Annotated in this window: 18 protein-coding genes; 7 read left to right on the top strand and 11 right to left on the bottom strand. The window is 65.9% G+C overall.

The annotated features are described in order from the left end of the window. Nucleotides 1-4: 4 nt before the first annotated feature. The gene (locus tag HB634_RS11580) at nucleotides 5-670 is read left to right on the top strand and encodes an HAD-IA family hydrolase (RefSeq protein WP_213948675.1); all 666 of its coding nucleotides are present in this window, start codon (nucleotides 5-7) and stop codon (nucleotides 668-670) included. Between the two features lie 745 nt (nucleotides 671-1,415). On the opposite strand, the gene HB634_RS11575 is transcribed toward HB634_RS11580, so the two are convergent. The 5 genes from HB634_RS11575 to HB634_RS11555 all read right to left on the bottom strand — a co-directional run bounded on the left by HB634_RS11575 (nucleotide 1,416) and on the right by HB634_RS11555 (nucleotide 5,869). Continuing rightward, nucleotides 1,416-2,870 (bottom strand): sulfite reductase subunit alpha, encoded by a 1,455-nt coding sequence (locus HB634_RS11575; RefSeq protein WP_345777490.1) that lies wholly within the window; start codon nucleotides 2,868-2,870, stop codon nucleotides 1,416-1,418. Continuing rightward, on the bottom strand, nucleotides 2,867-3,802 hold the full coding sequence (locus HB634_RS11570) for an FAD:protein FMN transferase (RefSeq protein WP_255548546.1): 936 nt from the start codon (nucleotides 3,800-3,802) through the stop codon (nucleotides 2,867-2,869). Before HB634_RS11570 ends, HB634_RS11575 begins: the two co-directional genes overlap by 4 nt. Nucleotides 3,803-3,900: 98 nt before the next feature. Next, nucleotides 3,901-4,710 carry a DUF4198 domain-containing protein gene (locus tag HB634_RS11565; protein WP_213948673.1) on the bottom strand — a complete coding sequence of 270 codons (810 nt, stop codon included), beginning with the start codon at nucleotides 4,708-4,710 and terminating at the stop codon, nucleotides 3,901-3,903. 12 nt (nucleotides 4,711-4,722) lie between these two features. Continuing rightward, nucleotides 4,723-5,235, bottom strand: a complete 513-nt coding sequence (locus HB634_RS11560) for a DUF2271 domain-containing protein (protein WP_063573650.1) — start codon at nucleotides 5,233-5,235, stop codon at nucleotides 4,723-4,725. 10 nt (nucleotides 5,236-5,245) lie between these two features. Then, entirely contained in the window at nucleotides 5,246-5,869 is a 624-nt protein-coding gene (locus HB634_RS11555) for a PepSY-associated TM helix domain-containing protein (RefSeq protein ID WP_213948672.1), read from the bottom strand. A 150-nt stretch (nucleotides 5,870-6,019) separates the two neighbouring features. Here HB634_RS11555 and HB634_RS11550 point away from each other — a divergent pair, with 150 nt between their 5' ends. From HB634_RS11550 to HB634_RS11530, 5 genes are read left to right on the top strand one after another with little or no spacing between them, the layout of a single operon-like run. Then, a complete protein-coding gene (locus tag HB634_RS11550; RefSeq protein ID WP_063573648.1) occupies nucleotides 6,020-6,694 on the top strand; it encodes a response regulator in 675 nt (224 codons plus the stop codon). Then, nucleotides 6,687-8,114 (top strand): sensor histidine kinase, encoded by a 1,428-nt coding sequence (locus tag HB634_RS11545; protein WP_213948671.1) that lies wholly within the window; start codon nucleotides 6,687-6,689, stop codon nucleotides 8,112-8,114. Before HB634_RS11550 ends, HB634_RS11545 begins: the two co-directional genes overlap by 8 nt. 42 nt (nucleotides 8,115-8,156) lie before the next feature. Then, nucleotides 8,157-8,993 (top strand): alpha/beta fold hydrolase, encoded by an 837-nt coding sequence (locus tag HB634_RS11540; RefSeq protein ID WP_063572312.1) that lies wholly within the window; start codon nucleotides 8,157-8,159, stop codon nucleotides 8,991-8,993. A gap of 4 nt (nucleotides 8,994-8,997) precedes the next feature. Beyond that, entirely contained in the window at nucleotides 8,998-9,357 is a 360-nt protein-coding gene (locus HB634_RS11535; RefSeq protein WP_063572311.1) for an EamA family transporter, read from the top strand. Next, nucleotides 9,354-9,773, top strand: a complete 420-nt coding sequence (locus tag HB634_RS11530; protein ID WP_063572310.1) for an EamA family transporter — start codon at nucleotides 9,354-9,356, stop codon at nucleotides 9,771-9,773. The genes HB634_RS11535 and HB634_RS11530 overlap by 4 nt, the downstream gene beginning before the upstream one ends. On the opposite strand, the gene HB634_RS11525 is transcribed toward HB634_RS11530, so the two are convergent. From HB634_RS11525 to HB634_RS11510, 4 genes are all read right to left on the bottom strand, one after another. Then, complete coding sequence (locus HB634_RS11525) at nucleotides 9,770-11,140, bottom strand: hypothetical protein (protein WP_063572309.1); 1,371 nt, start codon at nucleotides 11,138-11,140, stop codon at nucleotides 9,770-9,772. The genes HB634_RS11530 and HB634_RS11525 overlap by 4 nt on opposite strands. 122 nt (nucleotides 11,141-11,262) lie before the next feature. After that, complete coding sequence (tsaB, locus tag HB634_RS11520) at nucleotides 11,263-11,952, bottom strand: tRNA (adenosine(37)-N6)-threonylcarbamoyltransferase complex dimerization subunit type 1 TsaB (RefSeq protein ID WP_063572308.1); 690 nt, start codon at nucleotides 11,950-11,952, stop codon at nucleotides 11,263-11,265. Further along, nucleotides 11,949-13,286 carry a cell envelope integrity protein CreD gene (gene creD, locus HB634_RS11515; protein WP_063572307.1) on the bottom strand — a complete coding sequence of 446 codons (1,338 nt, stop codon included), beginning with the start codon at nucleotides 13,284-13,286 and terminating at the stop codon, nucleotides 11,949-11,951. Before creD ends, tsaB begins: the two co-directional genes overlap by 4 nt. A gap of 123 nt (nucleotides 13,287-13,409) precedes the next feature. Then, nucleotides 13,410-15,335, bottom strand: coding sequence for an ATP-dependent DNA helicase (locus HB634_RS11510; RefSeq protein WP_213948670.1), 1,926 nt, complete (start codon nucleotides 15,333-15,335; stop codon nucleotides 13,410-13,412). A 79-nt stretch (nucleotides 15,336-15,414) separates the two neighbouring features. Between HB634_RS11510 and HB634_RS11505 the strand changes: the two genes are divergently transcribed. Next, nucleotides 15,415-18,174, top strand: coding sequence for a valine--tRNA ligase (locus HB634_RS11505; RefSeq protein ID WP_213948669.1), 2,760 nt, complete (start codon nucleotides 15,415-15,417; stop codon nucleotides 18,172-18,174). A 758-nt stretch (nucleotides 18,175-18,932) separates the two neighbouring features. Here the strand turns inward: HB634_RS11505 and HB634_RS11500 are convergent. Both HB634_RS11500 and HB634_RS11495 read right to left on the bottom strand, forming a co-directional pair. Then, complete coding sequence (locus HB634_RS11500; RefSeq protein ID WP_213948668.1) at nucleotides 18,933-19,355, bottom strand: DNA polymerase III subunit chi; 423 nt, start codon at nucleotides 19,353-19,355, stop codon at nucleotides 18,933-18,935. Nucleotides 19,356-19,365: 10 nt separating this feature from the next. Further along, nucleotides 19,366-20,856: a leucyl aminopeptidase gene (locus tag HB634_RS11495; protein ID WP_213948667.1), complete on the bottom strand. Its 1,491-nt coding sequence runs from the start codon at nucleotides 20,854-20,856 to the stop codon at nucleotides 19,366-19,368. Nucleotides 20,857-20,943: the final 87 nt, after the last annotated feature.

Below are 20,943 nucleotides of genomic sequence, written 5' to 3'. Positions count from 1 at the left end.
CGTCATGCGACTTGAATCAGGCACGGTCATCGAGGCTCGTGCATTGCTGTTCGACATGGACGGCACGCTGATCGACTCGCGCGTCGTCGTCGAGAAAATCTGGAAACGCTGGTGCGATGAGAACGGCATCGACTGGCACGCCGTGCTGCCACGCCTGCACGGTGTGCGCATGATGGATTCGGTGAAGATGTTCGCCAAACCCGGCATGGATGTCGATGCCGTATTCCAGCGCCTGTATCGCGAAGAGGTCGAGGAAGTCGATGGCATCGTGCAGATTCCCGGTGCACACGCCCTCCTCGCTGCCCTGCCACCCGAAGCGTGGACCATCGTTACGTCGGCCGACACGGTGCTGGCCAAGGCCCGCCTGGGCGCCGCCGGCATCGTCCCGCCCCCGTTGATGGTCACCGGTGAGATCGTCACCAACGGCAAACCCGATCCCGAGGGTTACCTCCTCGGTGCGAAGCGCATGCACGCCGATCCGAAGGACACCCTGGTGTTCGAGGACGCCAAGGCCGGCATCGACGCGGGACTCGCCGCGGGCGCACGCGTCATCGCTATCGCCGGTGATCATCCGGAAGAGATTCCCGGGAACGTCGAATGGATTACCGACCTGACAGCGTTGCGTGTCGAGGGTGTCGTTGGTGGGAAGGTGCGTTTGCTTGTCGTCTGAACGATCCGGCGCCGTCTCTCTTGAAGGACAGCCGCTTTACGGCTCATGTATTGAGCGGCGTTCGCCGCCTCACGCTCGTGCTGTCGTGTGAGTCGCGGTCGGGTTGGCCCTTGGGGCCGCGGCGCGGCTCTTCGAGACGGGCCGTAGGTGGCGCGATCGCTTGCACGAAAACTGGGCGGCCCTCAGCTTAGGCGGCCCCAAGGGCCAACCCGACCGCGACACCGGACGTTGAGGTTGCGTGTGGCAAATGCGCAACGCCGCTTCGTCGCTCAAGGTCTAATGAGCGACCAGGCCGTTTTCTGTAGGAGCCGCTTCAGCGGCGAAACCTCAGGTTGTCAGACGTGCGAACGAGGCCTTGTGGTGATTGGCCGGACGGTTGAACGCCCGCATGATGCGATGCAATGCCTCGTTCGCGAAGATTGGCGCTGAGGGTTCGCCGATGAATCGGCTCCTACAAAAGCGCTGCGTTGACTGGTTGTTTGCTCGGCCCCACGCAACCTCGGCGTTCGGTGCCGCGAGGGGCAAGGCCCTTGGGGACGCCTAAGCTGAGGGCCGCTCAGTCCACATGGAATGCGAAAGAGGAGCTACGGCCCGTCTCGAAGAGCCGCGCCGCGGCCCCAAGGGCCTTGCCCCTCGCGGCTTCCGCCACGGACACAGGCGTGAGGCGGCGTAAGCCGCTGGTTACATGGGGCGCGTCGCGACCGTCCTTTCGCCGATGAATCGGCTCCTACAGAGCTGTCCGGCGTTAGTACACGTCACGCCGGTACCTGCCGCCAGCCGCCAGCTTCTCGACGAGGTCCTCGCCGAGGATGCCGCGCAACGCGGCGTCGACGCCCGGGGCCATGCCGGCGAGGCTGCCACAGACGTAGATGCTTGCGCCGTCGGCCACGTAGCGATGCACTTCGTCGGCCATGACCCGAAGGCGGTCCTGCACGTAGCGCGATCCACGCGACTGGCGTGACCAGACCAGGTCGAGGCGCTCGATGCTGCCCGCCTCGTGCCAGCGTTCCAGCTCGTCGACGTGCAGCCGGTCGGCCTCGGCATGACGCTCACCGAACAGCAGCCAGTTGCGCGTGTGGCCTTGGGCGATGCGCGCCTTGAGCAACGCGCGCAGGCCGGCGATGCCCGTACCGTTGCCTATGAAGATGGCCGGTCGACCGTCAGTCGGGGCGTGGAAGTTTTCGTTGCGGCGCACTCGCAGATCGACCATGTCGCCGACCGCGGCGTGCTCGGTCAGCCAGCCCGAGCCCAGGCCGAGCGTTCCGTCCGCCGCGCGCATTTGCCGGACGACGAGATGCAGGGCGCCGTCGGCAGGAACGGAGGCGATCGAGTATTCGCGATGCGGCAACGACACGGATTCGCCATTCGCCAGGCGCGGACCGATTTCGACCACGTCGCCGGCGTGCCAGTTCAGCATCGTGGCGTCGTCCGGTGCCAGCGCCAGGTGGAAACAGGGGCTGCCGACGCTGCCCGGATTGAGCAGCCTGCGTTCCAGCAGTCGCCACGACTGGTAGGCCGGCCGCGACCAGTCCGGTTGCGACGACAAGCCCGATAGCTGGGCAACGTGGTGCTGCCAATGTCGCAGCGCGCCCTCGTCGCCGTTGTCCACTTCGACGAGGTCGAACAGCGGCAACGCACCGCTCGCATGGAGCCAGTGTTCAAGATCGTGGCCGAACGCGCAGAAGTCTTCGTAATCGCGATCGCCCAGCGCGAGTACGCCATAGGCCAGTCCACGAAGCGGCAGCGGCGATGTCATTGCCTCGCGACGAAATGCGGTGGCCATGTCGGGTGCATCGCCCTCGCCCGTCGTGCTGACGACGAACAGTGCACGCGTGGCCTGGGTAAGCAGCGCTGGCGTCAGCGCTGCCATGTCACGCAGGTCGACGGTCAGGCCACCGTTGCGAAGCAGTTCGGCCGTGCGCTCCGCCAGCTCGCTGGCAAATCCCGTCTGCGACGCGTGCACGACGAGGATCGTCGCTGGCTTCGCGTCCGCCGACGCGACATCGATCGCAACCTCTTCGCGCTTCCCGCGCGCCAGCACGACGGTCATCGCCGCCCAGGCCACCCCGAGCGCACCCGCCCACCCTGCGCGCGGCAGCGACGCGGCATGGATGCCGGAAAAGTCATGCATCCCGGCAAACCCCAGGACAGAAGCGAGCAACAGCGCGCCGATAGCGATCTGACCGAACGTGGCTTTCACTGCTTTAGTGCTGCCGCGAAGGCCGGCGACATCCGTTCGCTGAACGTGCCGTCGTTACCATAGAGAATGAACAGTGCAGCGATACCATGCTCCTTCGCATAAACCATGCCTTCGTCCGGACCCAGCACCGTAAGCGTCGTGCCGAGCGGATCGGCGAGCATGCAGTCCACGGCAATGACACTGACCGACGCGACACGATGGGTCACCGGATAGCCGGTGCGGGGATCGATGTGGTGCGAGAAGAATGTGCCGCCACTTTCAAAGAAATGGCGGTAGTCGCCGGAGGTCGCGATCGCACGGTCCGTCATCGACACGATGCGCTCGACTTCGTCGGGATTGTCGACCGCCCCGGCCGCCGCCCCCGGCCGTTCGATGCCGACGTGCCAGTTTGAGCCATCGGGCTTGTGTCCACGGCCGCGCAGCTCGCCACCCACCTCCACGAGATAAGCATGCACACCGGCGCGGTCCAGGTAATGCGCCACCTGGTCCACACTGAACCCCTTGGCCACGGAAGACAGATCGACATACACGCCACCGGGCTGGAAGGCTCGGTGACCGGCATCGTCGAGCCGGATCTTCGCCCAACCCACCCGCGCCTTCGCCGCGGCGATCGCCGTGGCGTCGGGTGCCTCGCGCGGGCGCTTGTCCGGCCCGAATCCCCAGAGGTTCACCAGCGGTCCGACCGTCGGGTCGTAAGCACCGCCGGACGACTTCGCCAGGTCCAGCGCGTAGCGCAACACGGTGTAGAACTCCGGCGGCAAGGTCTGCCACGTACCGGCCGGCGCGCGATTGAACCGGCTCAGGTCCGAGTCCGCTTCGTAGGTGCTCATCTGCGCAACGACACGATCCACTTCGGCCTGGATGCCGCGCTCGATGGCGCGGTCATCCGCGCCATCCGGAAGTACGGCGTTGACCGACCAGGTCGTGCCCATGGTCTCGCCCTCGAAGCGGCGCACGTCCTTACCGAACGCCGTCCCCGAGACCAGCAACAAGACAAATAGCCATCCTCGCGCGCGGATACGCATGCGGATTACTGCGGCAGCACTTCAAGCGTCGCCGTATAACCCAGACGGCGCTGCTTCGCTTCCTTCACCGAGGTCTTGTCGTCCTCGCTGGAAGCGTTGACCCAGTACATGCCCGCGGCCGGCCAGGTAAAGGAGAATTTGCCATCCTTGTCCGTGGTGGTATCCATCTCATCGGGCGCATTGCGATAGCGCGTGGCGCCATTGATCGCGGCAACCTTGAGGTTCGCAGCGGGCTTGCCATCGAGCAGCAGCTGGAACGTGGCCTTCTCGCCGGCCATGAGGTCGTTCGGCTTCGTCACGGGGACGAGTTCGAGACCTTTGTTGGTCGGCTTCAGCGCACCGTCGCTGGGCGTACCCTGGGTGACGAAGGTTTCGACGCGCGAGGACATCTCGCTGACCTGCACGTTCTTCGCGTTGGCGGGGATCGCGGCTTTCAATTCGTCCGCCTTGCCGCGCCAACGCTTCTTCTGCCCGTCCACTTCGTAATTCGCGAACACACCCTGGTTGACCAGCGCCAGCCGGTAGGTACCCTTCTGCGGCACTGCCAGATCAAAGGTACTGCGGTATTTGCCGGTGCTCGCATTCTCCGGTTTTACCGTCGTGCCGTCCGGCGCGGTGATGACCAGTTGGTCGAGCTGGGCCGGGAAGTGGTCGGGGTAGTAAAGGTCGTTGGACACGGCAGCGTCCACCGTCACCCAGGCGTCGTCGCCGGAGATCACGGTGGCCGAAGGCACCATCCACATCTTGTGCGCCTGCGCGGCGAACGGCAGGACCAGGGCCGCGCAGAACGCGGCGCGAACGACTACATGTTTCATGGATAACTCCGGTTACGGATTGAGGTCGAGACTGATCTGGCCGAGTTCGTCCGTGCCCTTGGCGGACAAGTGCGTGGGCACCTTCACAGGCCAGTCGAAGGCGATGCGCTGCGCCTCGCGACCACCCACCTCGCGCGCGGCTTCCACCACCAGCTCGTAGTGGCCAGGCGCGAGCGCGCCCAGTGGCGGCTTGCCGTCGATGAAGCGCAACTGGTGCTGGCCCGCCGGGCGCGTCGCACCCGAAACGCCGTCGATCGGCATGGTCTGGTCGCGGCCGCTACGGCGCCACCACTGACGCATGTCTTTCAGCCATTTGGTGCCTTCGCCATCGGCCTTCTTCATGTCGTACCAGACCGCCAGGTTGGCGGCGACGCTGTGGTCCTCACGCTCAAGCCAGACGGCGACGTAGGGGCGGTGGTATTCGGCCACCTTCAGCTGGGGGATTTCTACGGTGAGATTCAGGTCGGCGGCGGCGACAGGTGCCGTCACGGCGACGCACAGAAGTATCGGAAGCAGACGACGCATGGCGGATCCGTCAGTGAATGAAGATGAGAGCGATAACCACCGGGAGCACGAGACCGAGGGCCACCATGGGCCAGGTCATGCGGCGCTGGCCGGCATGCATCTGCAGCAGGAGCAGGCCAGTGAGCGCAAAGACGACACAGGCGAGCGCGAAGATGTCGATGAACCAGCTCCACACCGGCCCGGTGTTGCGGCCCTTGTGCAGGTCGTTGACGTAGGCGAGCCAGCCGCGGTCGGTGGTCTCGTACTGAATCTCACCGGTTTCCCGGTCGATGCTCACCCAGCCATCGCCACCGGGGCGCGGCAGCGACACAGCCACCTCGTCGTCGCTCCAGTCTCCCGGCCGTCCTTCAACCGGCGCGCCGGTGTTGCCGGTGACGAAGGCCGCCACCGGCGTCGGCAGGGGCGCGGATTTCGGACGTCGTGCGACGAGTTGCGTGAGCAGGTCGGCGGGCAGCGTCGCGACGCGTCGCTCGACATGCGGTGAGGCTTCGATACGGGCGGCATGATTGAGCGTGAACCCGGTGACCGAGAACAGCAGGAGCACCACCAGCGAGATAGCCGAACTGATCCAGTGCCACCGGTGCAGGTGCTTGAGCCAGAACGCGCGGCGGTGCCGGTCGACGGTGTCGCGCATGCGTGGGAGGGCCCCTGAAGCCGTGGTCGGAAAGCGGGCCGATGTTAACAACAATGCGAATCGTTCGCAATTGGAGCAACGTGAACGGCTGCCGAAATCCTGCCGTGACAACATGCGTGCGCGCCCTTCCGAAGCGTATCCTTCCCGACCATGCGCATTCTCCTAGCCGAAGACGACGCCGCCATCGCCGCGGCCGTGCGTTCCTCCCTCGAACAAGGGGGGCACGCCGTCGACCATGTTTCCGATGGCGCCAGTGCCGATAACGCCCTGCGCGATCACGACTACGACCTGCTGGTGCTCGATCTGGGCTTGCCCATGCTCGATGGCAGCGAAGTGCTTGCACGCGCGCGTAAGCGCGGCGCCGTCCTTCCGGTGCTGGTGGTCACCGCACGCGAGGGCCTGAAGGAGCGCGTACGCGTACTCGACCTCGGCGCCGACGATTACCTTGTCAAGCCCTTCGCATTAGCCGAGTTCGACGCACGGGTGCGCGCCCTGCTCCGTCGGCGGACCAGTCATGGCACGCCTGAGTTCCGCATCGGTCGCCTGCGCCTGGATATCCCCGGTCACCGTGCGTGGATCGGCGAGGTGCCGCTGGACCTGACGGCACGCGAGTTCGGTCTGATCGAGGCGCTCGCCATCCGCGCCGACAAGGTCACCAGTCGCGCGCAACTGGTCGAAGCCCTTTGCAACTGGGACGAAGACCTGACCGACAACGGCCTGGACATCGCCCTGCATCGCTTGCGCCGCAAGCTGGGGGGCTCGGGTACCAGCGTTCGCACCATCCGCGGCCTGGGTTACCTGCTCGAAGAATCCGCGGATGCCTGAGCGTCGCCACGCGGGGTACCGTCCGTCCCGGCCCAGCCTGCGTCGTCGCCTGCTCACCTTCCTGCTGGTACCCGTCCTCGGCGTACTCCTGCTCGACGCGGTGATCGGCTATTTCGTCGCCCTGGCCTACTCCAACCGCGTGCACGACTCGGATCTCTCCGACTCGGCGCTGACCCTGTCCGAGATGATCGGTAACGATGCGCTACGCGGAGAACTCACCGCGCAGGCGCGCTTCCTGCTCGAATACGATCCGGACGGGCGCAACTACTACACGGTTTTCAGCGACCGGCACGGCCGGCTGATCGGCAATGCCGAACTCCCCGGCCCCGAAGGCAGCGTGCCCGCCGATGGCCCGCCGCGGCTCTACGACACAGCCTTGGGGCGCAAACCTTTGCGCGCGGCGGTCATGCGCGTGAGCAACCGCCACGAAGCGGGAGATGTCCTGACCATCACGGTGGCCGAGAGCCTGCGCGACCGGCATACCCGCGCGCGCGAAATCCTCTTCCTGACCCTGCCCATGCAGGCCCTGCTGATCGCGGCCGTACTGTGCCTGGTGTGGTTCGGTGTGAGCCACGGACTGCGCGTACTGGATCCACTGACCGCACGCCTGAGCCGGCGCGAGCACGACCTCGGCCCCATCGGCGAAGAAGACGTGCCGATCGAGATCCTTCCGCTCACCCGAACCATCGATGACCTGTTTGCACGCATGCGGAATATGCTCGGCCTGCAGGAGCGATTCATCGCCGACGCCGCGCACCAGTTGCGGACACCGTTGGCCGGTATCCAGTTGCACGTGGAATCTTTCGACGGCGCCACCGATGACACCCAACGCAGCCAAGCCCTGGGCCACGTACATCGCCTGGCTGCCCGCGCCGCCCGGACCTCGGCGCAGTTGCTTGCGCTCACCCGCACCCAGGCGCCAGACCTGCCCGATCACGACGGCATGGAGGTCATCGACCTGTCCACGGTGGTACCGGAGGCCGTGGCCATGCGCGTGCACCAGGCGCTCGCCCTGGGCGTGGACCTCGGCTACGAAGGCGGCGACGGCGCCTGCCTGGTCCGCGGCGACGCACTCCAGGTCCAGGAGATCATCGACAACCTCGTCGACAACGCGTTCCACTACGCCGGTCGCGGCTGCACCGTCACCGTGCTGCTCGGCCGCCACGTGGACGAGTTCGTGCTCGCCGTGGAGGACGACGGTCCCGGTGTTGCCGACGCCTTCCTTGCCCTGCTGGGCGAGCGGTTCTTCCGCGTCCCCGGTGGCGATGAGGACGGGACGGGTCTGGGCCTGGCCATCGTGGAGAGCATCGCCGAACGCCACGCGGCGCAGGTCGCCTTCCTGCGCGCGGCCTCGGGCGGGCTGCGCGTGGAGGTCCGCTTCCCCGCCGTGACAGGAAAGCCAACTGAAACCACGCACTGAGACCATGCTCTTCATGAGCAATCCAGGCTACGAGGCTTCGGCGTGAGCAGCACCGCGGAATTCCGGTTCGAAGGGGGGCGCGACGGCGTCCTGCTGATCCACGGCCTGACGGGCACGCCCACCGAAATGCGCATCCTTGGCAAGGGCTTGAACCGCGCGGGTTTCACTGTCGTCGGCGTGCGCCTGGCCGGCCATTGCGGCACCGAGGAAGACCTCCTCGCCACGACGTGGGAAGACTGGTACGCCAGCGTCGAAGCCGCCGCGGAGGAACTTCGCGGGCGGGTCGACCGCGTCTTCGTGGCCGGCCTGTCGATGGGCGCCCTGCTCGCCCTGCGCCTGGCTGCCGTTCGCCCCGACTGGGTCGATGGCGTGGGCGTGTTCGGCGCTACCTTCCGCTATGACGGCTGGTCGATCCCCTGGACAGGCCGATTCTCGTTCATGCTGCCGATGTTCAAGCGCCTGGGCATCGGCAAGAACCGCGTTTTCATCGAGCAACCCCCCTACGGCATCCGCGACGAGCGCCTGCGCGCGCAGGTCAGCGCCGCGATGTTCTCCGGCGATAGCGAAGCCGCCGGCCTCCCCGGCAATCCCTGGGACGCCCTGGCCGAGATGGTCGAACTGTCGCGCGACGTGCGTCGTCGCCTGCCCGATGTCGTCGCGCCCTGTTTTGTCGCGCATGCGGCGGACGACGATGTCGCGAGTGTCGCCAATGCGGACCTCGTCGCGCGTCGTGTTCGCGGACCGATCGAAATGCTCCTGCTCGGCGACAGCTACCACATGATCACGATCGACCGGGAGCGCCGCATGCTGATCGAGCGCACGGCGGATTTCTTCAGTCGCGTCGCCCGCGACGCACGACCTGCGCGCATGGCAGCCTGATCGGATGCATGGGCTGGCCCTGGCGCTGTGGATCGCCTATGTCCTGCTCGATACCGGTGGGCAACTGGCCTTCAAGGCGGCCGCCGTCGACGACCGCGCGGGCGATGGACTGGCACGCTGGCGCTACATGCTTGGGCGCGCATGGATATGGATCGGCATCGGCTGCTATGTGGCCGTGTTCATGGTCTGGATCGCCTTCCTGTCCCTGGTGCCGCTTTCCGAAGGCGTGCTGCTCGCCGCGATCAACATCGTCGCGATCATGGTGGCAGGGCGATTCCTCTTCCATGAGCGCCTGACTCCTTTGCGCGTTACCGGCATCCTGCTGGTAGCGGCGGGTGTCGCCATCGTCGGGGCCGGCTCGTGAAGCGCTTCTACCTCATTGGTTTTACGCTGCTGCTGGCCTTCGACACGCTCAACCTGCTCTGCTTCAAGGCGGCCGGCGCACATGCCCTGCCGCTGGAGATGAGCACGGCCTGGCTGCTCCGCGTGTTCTCGCACCCGTGGGTCTACGGCGCGATCGCCGGCTACATCGGCGCCTTCGTCACCTGGATGAGCCTGCTCAAGCACGCACCGATCGGCCCGGCGTTCGCCGCGTCGCACCTGGAAGTCGTCACCGCGATGGCGTTGTCGTGGTGGGTGTTCTCCGAACCGGTCACCCTCACGCAGATCGCCGGCGCAGGCGTCATCGTTGCCGGCATCGTCTGCCTGGCCCTTGCCGAAGGCAGCGCCAAGCCTGCAGGAACCGATTCATCAGCGAACGGGTGCTTGCCCAACACCTAGGTCGCGAGGAAGCGTTCGACCGTCACGCGGTCCGGATTGGAGCTCCCCGCGCCGTCACCGCTGAGTAGTTCGAAGGTCAGGTGATCGTCAGTGACATCGATGCCAAAGAAGATGAAATTGAAACCCTTCCGATCGAACGTGACGGTGTAGAACCCCTTGAGTGTGCCGGTTTCGTCGGGCTCGCCGAACGAGCGATCGAGTGCGCCCGACGGGAGGTGTCGCCCGATCACCGCCTTCTTGCTCTCGATCGTGCCGTCGTAATAGGGGCTTCCGATCACCGCGACGCCACCATGGCTGGAAGTCTGCAGGTGAATGGGCATGGCGATACCGTCCTTGGCGCCTATGCCACCGTAGTGAATCTCCAGCAGCTTGCCGCCATTGAAGCCCGGCGCGACATGTCCTGTGTCGTCCAACGCGACGAGCAACCCGACCTTGGGACTGCGCGTCATGATGGTCCCGGCGCCCCACAAGCCGGCTTCTCCCGACCAGGCCAGTTTCTCGATCTCGTTCCGGTCGGCGCTGTCACCGGCGACCACGAACTCGCCATTCGTTCCGAAGGCGGGATCGGGCTGGCCTGTCGGGAGCAGACGCAGAATCCGTGCATTTCCGCCGGACGTTGCCGTGCTCAGAACGATCTTTCCATCGTCCTGAAGTACGGCATCCGTGATCCGCCCGCGAGGGTTCAGGGGAACATCGACCAGCGCGTAACCCTTGCCGGCAAAGGCCGGGTCCAACCGGCCTGAAGCGCCGAAGCGAAACACGATGCCGCCGTACCGTCCTTCGACATTCTTCGTCGTCCCGACGAAGAAGAAGCCATCGTCCTGTGCGGGAAGCGCGAACCCCTTGACGACCCCCGGCTCGGCGGGCGGGCGAATGCCGTTCAGATTGACGTAGCCGTTGATGCCGAATGCCGCGTCGAGTTCACCGGTACCCGTCCTGCGCGTGAGCATCCACGTATCGCTTGCCTGCGACCTGAGCACCAGTACCGTGGCGCCGTCGGCCATCGGTAACGGTTGGGCACCCTGCAAGGTCTCTTCAGGCAACGGAGGCTCGACAACGACACCCTGCTCGCCAAACGAAAGGTCGAACTGGCCGGTGGGTGTAAGCCTTGCCAGGCCGTACTGCCAACCGGCACGCGGACTGATGACACGCGGGAGAAACCTCGACAACCAGGATCGCCACCCGCGCAGGGCTGGAAGGCAGCCCATGGCCAGCATGATATGTCCGTCTGTCGTCCGCCGCATGGCGCGAAGGAGCTCACTCCCGCCCGGCTCAACGTGATAACCGTCGACCTTGAGTTCGGTTTCCCCACCGTTGCCGAAGGACGTGTCGCTCTCGCCCTGCTTGCGCGTGTTGGAACCCTTCATGACGATCTCCTTTCGTCCTGGTGGCTATCCCTGGCACCCGGCGACGATTCATTCGCACCGGTACCCGCACGCTAAAACCAAACGGTGACATCCACCATAGCCCGAAGGTTGTAGGCGGTCGTTCAAGCCCGTCCCTGCTCCACCAACGTCAGCGCCACCTTATCCCTCAGATACACCGGCAAAGCCAGTTCCGGCGCCACAGCCTCGCCATCACGGAACGCCCGCGCCGCCACTTCGGCAACGTGCCGCGCCTGCGGAAAGCGCGCACCGTCCGCCGACCGGATCGGTGCGGCGATGCGTTCCCGGAGAATCGCCTCGTAGGTTGCCCAGCCCGTGCCGACAACGTGCCATGCCGTGGCCTCGGGCAAGATCAGCGCCGCAGCGGTATCCACCCGCTCGCGGTCGATCAGCGTGATGCTGCCATCGTCTTCGCGGCGCCATGCGGCGACATAGATCTCACCCATGCGCGCATCGATGACCGAAAGAATCGCGGCATCGTCTTCGGGGGCTTCCAGTGCCAGCGCCTGCAACGATGAGACGGTGACGACAGGCACGTCGAGAGCCATCGCCATGCCCTGGGCCAGCGACACACCAAGACGGACCCCGGTAAATGCGCCGGGGCCGCGGCCGACCGCGATGCCGTGGAGCGAGGTGCGACTCAGACCGGCTTCGGCGAGCAGCGCGTCCGCCATCGGCAGGACGAGTTCGGCGTGCCGGCGCGGCGCGATCTCACTGCGCTCGATCACCTCGTCACCGTGGACGAGGGCGACCGAGCAGGCTTCCGTGGAGGTTTCGATGGCAAGGAAGTTCATGGCGTTTCCGACGTGGGGTTGAGCGGCACGCCCTGGGCGTACCAGTCGATCCGGCGAGTCAGGTACATCAGCAGCGCGATGACTGCCACGAGCACGACCGAACCGATCAGCAGCGCGTACTGTTCCGCGCCGATCAGGCCATACAGTATGGCGTAAACCAGGGTGAGCACGCCGCCAAGCGCCAGTCCGGCCGCCCGAGCACGCAAGGCCGCCATCGCGTAGCCACCCACGATCAACACGACCGTCGCGGCGGCGACGGCGTAAGCCGGGCCGAATCCGATCTGTTCAGAAAGCGCCAGCAGAAGAACATAGAAGCTTGTCATCGCCGCACCGACCAGCAGGTATTGGACGGGATGGAGGCGCAGGCCCTTCAGTACTTCGAAAAGGAAGAAGGCCACGAAGGTCAGCGCAATGAACAGCAGGCCGTATTTGCCGGCGCGATCGTTCTGCTGGTACACCCCACCAGGCTGATAGAATTTCACGCCGAAGGCCGAGGGGGAGAGGCGTTCAGCCACCTCCGGGTTTGCCGCGTCCCAGTGCTGGCCATACGCACGGTTGAGGTCGAGGATTTTCCAGGAGGCATCGAAGCCGGTGGCCGTCACGCTGCGCCGGGTGGGCAGCAGCGAACCGGTGAAGCTGGGATCCGGCCATGACGAACGCATCTGTACGCTGTTCGTACGGGCCAGTGGCAGCGACGAGAAAGACTCCGTGCCGGCGACGCTGAGCTTGAGTTCGAATTCGACCGGCGCCTCGCGGTCCGGCTCGATAATGATGGGCGCCGCCAGCACCGTGTAAGGCCCCATGCGTGCGGTGGACGACGACAACCGCACCGCATGGCCATCGACGACGACCGAGGTAATGCCCTGCAGTCCGCGCGTATCGGCGATCAGCACGCGGACTTCCGCTTTGCCGGTGAACCAGGTGGACCCCGCTTCGGCGGCAAACCTTCGCAGATCGGCAGGAAGGAAATGACCACGGATGCTGACCTCGCCTGTGTACGTCGGCACCACGTACATGCCGGACGAACGCTTGTCGACGGTGAGATCGGCGACCGTGTCCAGGTCATCGGCCAGGACGATTTCCGTCCCGTCGACCACCTTCGCGACAGCGCCCGCGGCATCGTGGGTCTCCCGCTGCGTCGGCACGGCGAGCACGAGGCCGCCGATCACTTGCGGTCCGCCCCAGCCATCCGCGACGCGGCCGACGGCGGTATCCCGCATGGCCTGCCGTTCGCGCACCAGCCCATCGGCCTGCGTCAGCGGAATCAACATGAGCAGCGCGAGCAGCCCGATGCCAAGGACCTTGGCGGTAATCGATTGCATCCAGCGAAACATCGGTCTCTCCCTTCCTGATAGATGGGAACGATGCTGGGCCGGTCATGGGTGCGCCACCGGCGCCGGCCGTGGCGAAGCGCGGGCGAGGAGGGGCGAAATGGTGTCGACCAGGTCCGGGAGGAATCAGGCCTGGGAAGGAACCGGGGCGAAAAACGCCGTGACGTCGCCGAGCTCACGCGTGCGCGGCATGGGCGGCAGGCTGGCAAGAAACAGCCGTCCGTAGCCTTTGGTGCTGAGCCGCGGATCGCACAGCACCAGCACGCCGCGATCGTGCACGTCGCGGATCAGGCGCCCCGCACCCTGCTTGAGCGCGATGACGGCGGTGGGTACCTGCCAGCCCATGAAGGGATTGATGCCGGCTTCTTCGAGCGCTTCGAGCCGTGCCTGGAGCACGGGATCGTCCGGCATGGCGAAGGGAAGCTTGTCGATGACGACCACACTCAGGGCTTCGCCGGCGACATCCACGCCTTCCCAGAAGCTTGCCGCACCGAGCAGCACCCCCCGGCCGCTCGCGCGGAATTCCTCGAGCAGGCGATGTCTCGGTGCAGTGCCCTGTACGAACAACGGCCAGGGCACGCGACCTTCCAGCAGTTCCGCCGCACGACGCAGCGCACGGTGCGAGGTGAACAGGAGAAACGCGCGGCCGTCGGAGGCGTCCAGCACGGGGCGGATCGCCGCGATGACGCGGTCGGTGTAATCGCGTGCCGCGGGATCCGGGAGATCCTTCGGCAGATAGGCGAGCGCCTGGCGCTGATAGTCGAAGGGACTTTCGACATGCAGCGTCTGCGGGTCTTCGATGCCGAGCTGGCGGGCGAAGTGCGCGAAGTCACCGGCAATCGAAAGGGTGGCCGAGGTATGGATCCACGCGGCATCTGTCGCCATGCGCATCGCGCGCAGCGGCGTGGCGAGATCCAGCGGCGTCGCGTGCAAGGCGAAGCCCCGTGGCCAGGTTTCGTACCAGCGCACGTCGGAAGCGGAATGCTCTTCGGCAATGCGATCCAGGCGCAGACTGAGCATCTGCGCCCGTTCGAACACGTTGGCCAGCCCGCGCGAGCGCTCGCCGAGGGAGGAAAGCAGATCTGACAGTGCGGCCATGACGTCGCGCAGCTCGCCGAGAAGTTCGTGCACCACCTCGTCGCGGTCGAGCGCGCCAAAGGGACCACGCGACGGCAGCGGATCCATGGCCAGGCGCAGGCGCTTGATCAGATCCTGGACCACTTCCACCGGTTCGAGCAGCTGGCTGGTCGCGCCGGTGACGCCCTGCGCTTCAGCCAGCGCGTCCTGGGCGAGATCCGTCATCTGTCGCGCGCTGACACTCTGCGAGAAGAACTGACCGGCCAGCTCGGGAATCTGGTGCGCTTCGTCGAGGATGAAGGCATCGGCGCTCGGCAGAATTTCGCCGAAACCTTCCTGCTTCAGCGCGAGATCGGCCATCAGCAGATGGTGATTGACCACGACGATGTCGGCCTCCATGGCCTCGCGCCGGGCCTTGACCACATGGCAGTCCTCGAAGAACGGGCACTCCGTTCCCAGACAATTCTCAGGCGTTGAGGTGACGCGCGGCCATACCGGAGAGTCCTCCGGAATATCGATCATCTCCATGCGGTCGCCTCGCCGGGTGCGCGCCGACCAGGCGCGGATGGCGGAGAGTTGGCCGACCAGCTGGCGGTCCGGGTTGCCCTCGCGGACAGCCTGGTCGAGCCGGTACAGGCACAGGTAATTGGCCCGCCCCTTGAGCAGGCTGGTCTTGGCGCGGCTGCCCAGCACGGCGTGCACGCGCGGCAGGTCGCGGAAGAACAGCTGGTCCTGCAGGGCCTTGGTGCCGGTGGAAACAATGACCTTGCGCCCCGACATCAAGGCGGGGACCAGGTAGGCAAAGGTCTTGCCCGTGCCCGTGCCGGCTTCGGCGATCAGGACGTCGCGGTCCTCGATGGCCGTGGCCACCGCTCCGGCCATGCGCTCCTGCGCCTCGCGGGGCGCGAAACCGGGTACTTCACGGGCAAACGGGCCCTCCGCGCCGAGGATCGCGGCCACATCGGATGCAGTCATCGCTCAAGTATCGCCTACAATGGCAGTCTTTTCGTCTTCCAAAGCGCGCCCCTTCGCGGCGCGAGCCGAGAGCCCACGCATGGATAAGAGTTTCGAGCCCAGCCCGATCGAGTCGAAGTGGTACGCCCAGTGGGAGGCCAACGGCTATTTCAAGCCGTCGGGCAAGGGCACCCCCTACACGATCATGCTGCCGCCGCCCAACGTCACGGGCACGCTGCACATGGGTCATGCGTTCCAGCACACGATCATGGACACCCTGGTCCGCTACCACCGCATGCGCGGCTTCGACACGTTGTGGCAGCTGGGTACCGACCATGCCGGTATCGCGACGGAGATGGTGGTCACCCGCCAGCTCAACGCGGAAGGCAAGCAGCGCTCGGACTTCGACCGCGACGCGTTCATCAGCCGCGTGTGGGAATGGAAGGCCGAGTCGGGCGACACCATCGGCCGCCAGATGCGTCGCATGGGCGTCTCGGGCGACTGGAGCCGCGAAGTCTTCACCATGGATCCGGGCCCGTCGAAGGCTGTCGTCGAGACCTTCGTGCGCCTTCACGAGGAAGGCCTGATCTACCGTGGCCAGAAGCTGGTCAACTGGGACCCCGTGCTGAAAACCGCCATCTCCGACCTCGAAGTGGTCAGCGAGGAAGAAGACGGTTCGATGTGGTCGATCCGCTATCCGCTCGCCGATGGTTCGGGCGAACTTGTCGTCGCCACCACCCGCCCGGAAACCATGCTGGGTGACGTCGCCGTCGCCGTGCATCCGGAAGACGAGCGCTACGCGCACCTGATCGGCAAGATGCTTAACCTGCCGTTGTCCGATCGCCAGATCCCGATCATCGGCGACGACTACGTGGAGAAGGACTTCGGCACCGGCTGCGTGAAGATCACCCCGGCGCACGACTTCAACGACTACGCCATCGGCCTGCGTCACAACCTGCCGATGATCAACATCCTCACCGACGACGCGAAGATCAACGACGCAGCGCCGGAGAAGTACCGTGGCCTCGATCGCTACGTCGCGCGCAAGGCCGTGCTTGCCGACCTGGAAGTCGCCGAGCTGCTGGTCGAAACGAAGAAGCACAAGCTGCAGGTGCCGCGCGGCGACCGTACCGGCAAGGTCATCGAGCCGTACCTCACCTGGCAGTGGTTCGTGAAGATGGACACGCTCGCCGCTCGCGGCCTGCAGCTGGTCGAACAGGGCGACGTGAAGTTCGTCCCCGAGAACTGGATCAACACCTACCGCCACTGGCTTGCCAACATCCAGGACTGGTGCATCAGTCGCCAGCTGACCTGGGGGCACCAGATTCCGGCGTGGTACACGGCCGACGGCACGATCGTCGTGGCACACGACGAGACCGAGGCGAAGGTGAAGGCTGCGGAGCTCGGTTACACCGGCGCACTGCGCCGCGACCTCGACGTGCTGGAAACATGGTTCTCCTCGTCACTGTGGAGCCACTCCACGCTCGGCTGGCCCGATCCACAGGCGCAGGCCGAGCGCGGCTTCGAGCGCTACCTGCCGACCAACGTGCTGGTCACCGGTTTCGACATCATCTTCTTCTGGGTCGCCCGGATGATCATGATGACCGACCACTTCACCGGCGAAGTGCCGTTCAAGGACGTCTATGTCACCGGCCTGATCCGCGACAAGGACGGCCAGAAGATGTCCAAATCCAAGGGCAACGTGCTCGATCCGCTCGACCTCATCGACGGCATCACGCTGGACGATCTCGTGGCCAAGCGCACGAGCAGCCTGATGCAGCCGAAGATGGCCGAGAAGATCGAAAAGGCCACGCGCAAGGAGTTCGCCGAGGGCATTCCCGCCTTCGGTGCCGACGCGCTGCGCTTCACCTTCGCCTCGCTCGCCACGCATGGCCGCGACATCAAGTTCGATCTCGAGCGCGCGGCCGGCTACAAGGCTTTCGTCAACAAGCTGTGGAACGCCTCGCGCTTCGTGCTGATGAACCTCGGCGAGGACGCCAAGGTCGTTGCGACGAAACCGACGACCGAAGCCGAACGCTGGATCCTCACCCGTTTGCACGACACGCTCGCCACGGTGAAGGAGCAGCTCGCGGGCTACCGCTTCGATCTCGCCGCGCAGGCGCTGTACGAGTTCACCTGGAACGAGTTCTGCGACTGGTTCCTCGAGCTGTCCAAGCCGGCACTGAGCGGCAACGATGCCGCTGCGGTGGCGTCGACGCGCTACACGCTCGTCCACGTGCTTGAAACACTGCTCCGTGCGCTGCATCCGATCATCCCCTTCGTTACCGAGGAGATCTGGCAGAACGTGAGGCCGGTGCTCGGCATCGAAGGCGAAACCATCATGCTGCGCCCTTACCCCGAAGCCACGGACGTCGAAGCCGACGCCACGGCAACGGCCGAGATCGAATGGGTCAAGGACGTGCTCACCGGCGTCCGCCGTATTCGCGCCGAGATGAACATCTCGCCGGGCAAGGTCATTCCGCTGCTGTTCGCCGACGGCGACACCGCCGATCGTGGCCGCGCCGCGAAGTTCGCCGCACAGATCGCCTTCCTCGGACGGGTGGAAACGCCCGTCTGGGTCGACGGCGAAGAGCCCGCTGCTGCTGTCGGCGTGGTCGGCGGCATGCGCGTGCTGATTCCGCTGGAAGGGCTGATTGACGTGGGTGCCGAAAAGGCGCGTCTGGCCAAGGAAATCGCCCGCATCGAAGGCGAAGTCCGCAAGTGCGAAGCCAAGCTCGGCAACGCCAACTTCGTCGCCAACGCCCCTGCGGAAGTCGTCGAGCAGGAGCGCCAGCGCATCGCCGACTGGACCCACCAGGCACAGGCCATGCGCGAGCAGGCGTTGAAGCTCGGCGGCTAACTGAGACGGGGTCGGCTCACTCGCTTTGCGAGTGCGTGTTTCAAGCGGCTCGCGCGCCGCCGATTACGTCAGGGGTGAGGCGCAGAGCCTTCGGTGCCCACCCTCGCTGCTCAGACACGTCCTCCGCGTTTCGTACCGGAAAGGCCGCTGCGCGGCCGTGTACTTATTTGGCCTACGGCCGCTCCACTTGTGCGGAACTCGCCTCGAGGGTGGGCACCGAAGGCTCTCCCGCACCCTGAGGTTCGCGTGGTCGAGCCAAAGCGCGGCAGCATCGTCGGCAGCCTCGCAGCCACGCCAATGGAAGCGCAGACGCGAGGAAGGGGTTCGGCAACCGGGTATCAGCAACGGCTTCCGCATCGCCCGAGGCTCCGGGACCGGCCGGACCCGACGACGGCCCCACGCCAACGGCTCTCCTTCCACTCCACCGTATCGTCGTGAGAGACCTTGGTGTCCACCCTCGATGCGAGTTCCGCACAAGTGGAGCGGCCGTAGGCCAAATAGATACACGGGCCGCGTGAGCGGCCTTTCCTTCTCGAACGCGGAGGACGTGTCTGAGCAGCGAGGGTGGACACCAAGGTCTCCCCGCGAGACGCCCAAGTGTTGAGAGCGATGGCAACGCCGAGCCCCGCGAAGCCGAAGGCGAGCCATGGGCGAGGTGCTAGGTGCGAAAGCCGAGCGCCCGGGCCCCGGTAATGGGTGAAGAACCAAAAAAAATCCCGCCGAATGGCGGGATTTCTTAGACACCGGGACCCAAGGCCTCACATGTCGTGCTTGTTCACTTCGAAGCCGGCTTTCTTGTAGTCCGTCCACCGGCTACGCGACCCCTCGCGCTCCGCGGGGTCCGCCGCGACCACCTCAAGCACGCGGTCGAAACGCCCCGGCGCGCAAACCTCGCGCAGGTTGATCACCATGGGCCGGTCCGCCACCTCGACGCCCGGCGGCACGATCAGCACCGCCGTGTTCGCGTCATCGTCGTCACCGGCGAGCTGGTGCGGAATGAAGCTGTCCTCATCGAACGACCAAAGGTACTCGTCGATGGCCTCGGCCTGCTCGAAATCGCGGGTGAGGATAAGGGTCGGCTGCTGGGCCCCGAACGCGCGCTTGGCCAGTTCGCATACCAGCAGCAGGGGATCCTCGCGAAACCGCGGTTTATCGATCAGGTAGAAGTCGGCGCGCGGCATACGGTCGGGATCAGCCGGCTGCGACGCGGTCGAGCAGCCACTGCGTCAGCAGCGCCACCGGACGACCCGTGGCCATGCCCTTGCGACCCTCGTCCCACGCCGTGCCGGCGATGTCGAGATGCGCCCAGCGACGGCCTTCGGTGAAGCGTGCCAGGAAGCAACCCGCGGTGATGGCGCCGGCGTACTTGCCACCGATGTTCGCCACATCGGCGAAGCCCGAGTCGAGCTGGCTCTGGTAATCGTCCCAGAGCGGCAGGCGCCAGGCGCGATCCAGCGTCGATTCGCCGGCGGCGAGCAGCTCGGCCGAGAGCGATTCGTCCTTGGTCATCAGTCCGCTGGCGTGCTTGCCGAGGGCGACGACGCAGGCACCGGTGAGGGTGGCGGCATCGATCATGGTGTGCGGATCGAAGCGCTTGCCGGCATAGGTCAACGCGTCGCAGAGAATCAGACGGCCCTCGGCGTCGGTATTGAGCACTTCGATGGTGATGCCCGACAGGCTGGTCAGGACATCGCCCGGGCGGTAGCTGTCACCGTCCGGCATGTTTTCCACGGCGGGAACCACGCAGACGAGGTTGACCGCCAGCTTGAGCTTCACGGCCGCGACGAAGGCACCGAGCACGCCGGCGGCACCGCACATGTCGAACTTCATCTCTTCCATGCCCGGACCCGGCTTCAGGCTGACACCACCGGTGTCGAAGGTGATGCCCTTGCCGACGAAGGCGTAGGGACGCTCGCCGTCCTTGCCACCGTTCCACTGGAGGATGACCAGACGCGGCGCGTTGGCCGATCCCCGGGCCACGGCCAGCAACGAGCCGAAGCCCTCACGCTCCATGTCGGCACGATCGAGGGATTCGAAGGTCACGCCTTCGTGGGCATCGGCAAAGGCTTTGGCCTGGTCGGCGATGTAATCGGGATTGCAGATGTTCGGCGGCAGGTTGCCGAGTTCCTTGGCATAGCGGACGCCTTCGGCGATCGCACGGGCTTCGGCCAGGCCAGCCTCACCGTCGGCGGGGCCGACGAGGGTCATCGTGGCGAGCTCCGGCAGGGCCTTGTCGCGCGGCTTCACTGTCGCGGTGTAGCGGTAGGCGGCATGGTCCGTGGCCAGGGCAGCCACGCGCAGGCGCCAGGCGGCATCGCGGCCCGGGACCTCGACTTCGGGCAGCCAGTTGACGGCCTCCGTGACCGGCAGCCGGCCGACGGCGCGGGCGGCCTCCAGGATCACCCGCTGGTAGCGGGCGGCGTCGAAGGTTTTCTGCGCACCGAGGCCCACGACCAGCACGCGGGCAGCGGCGACGCCGGCCGGGTGGAGCAGCGTGACGAGGTTGCCGACCTTGCCGGTGATATCGCCGGCTTCGACGAGGCGCTTGATCGCCCCGCCCGCCGCGGTGTCGATCCGCGCGGCGGCGCTGGTCAGGACACCGTTCTCGTAGACGCCGACCACCGCGACCGGGGTCGCCGTGGATTCGGGAGCATTGGAACCGAGGCTGAACTGAACCGTCATAGCTAACTGTCCTGCAAAAGCCCGCCGGGGCCCGGACAGGCTAGACTTGTGGTTTGCCGGCCAGGACTGACGCGGCACGAACCGCCA

Source organism: Luteibacter sp. dw_328, from assembly GCF_018449605.1.
Lineage (GTDB): Bacteria > Pseudomonadota > Gammaproteobacteria > Xanthomonadales > Rhodanobacteraceae > Luteibacter.
This window is presented reverse-complemented; position numbering and strand designations above follow the sequence as displayed.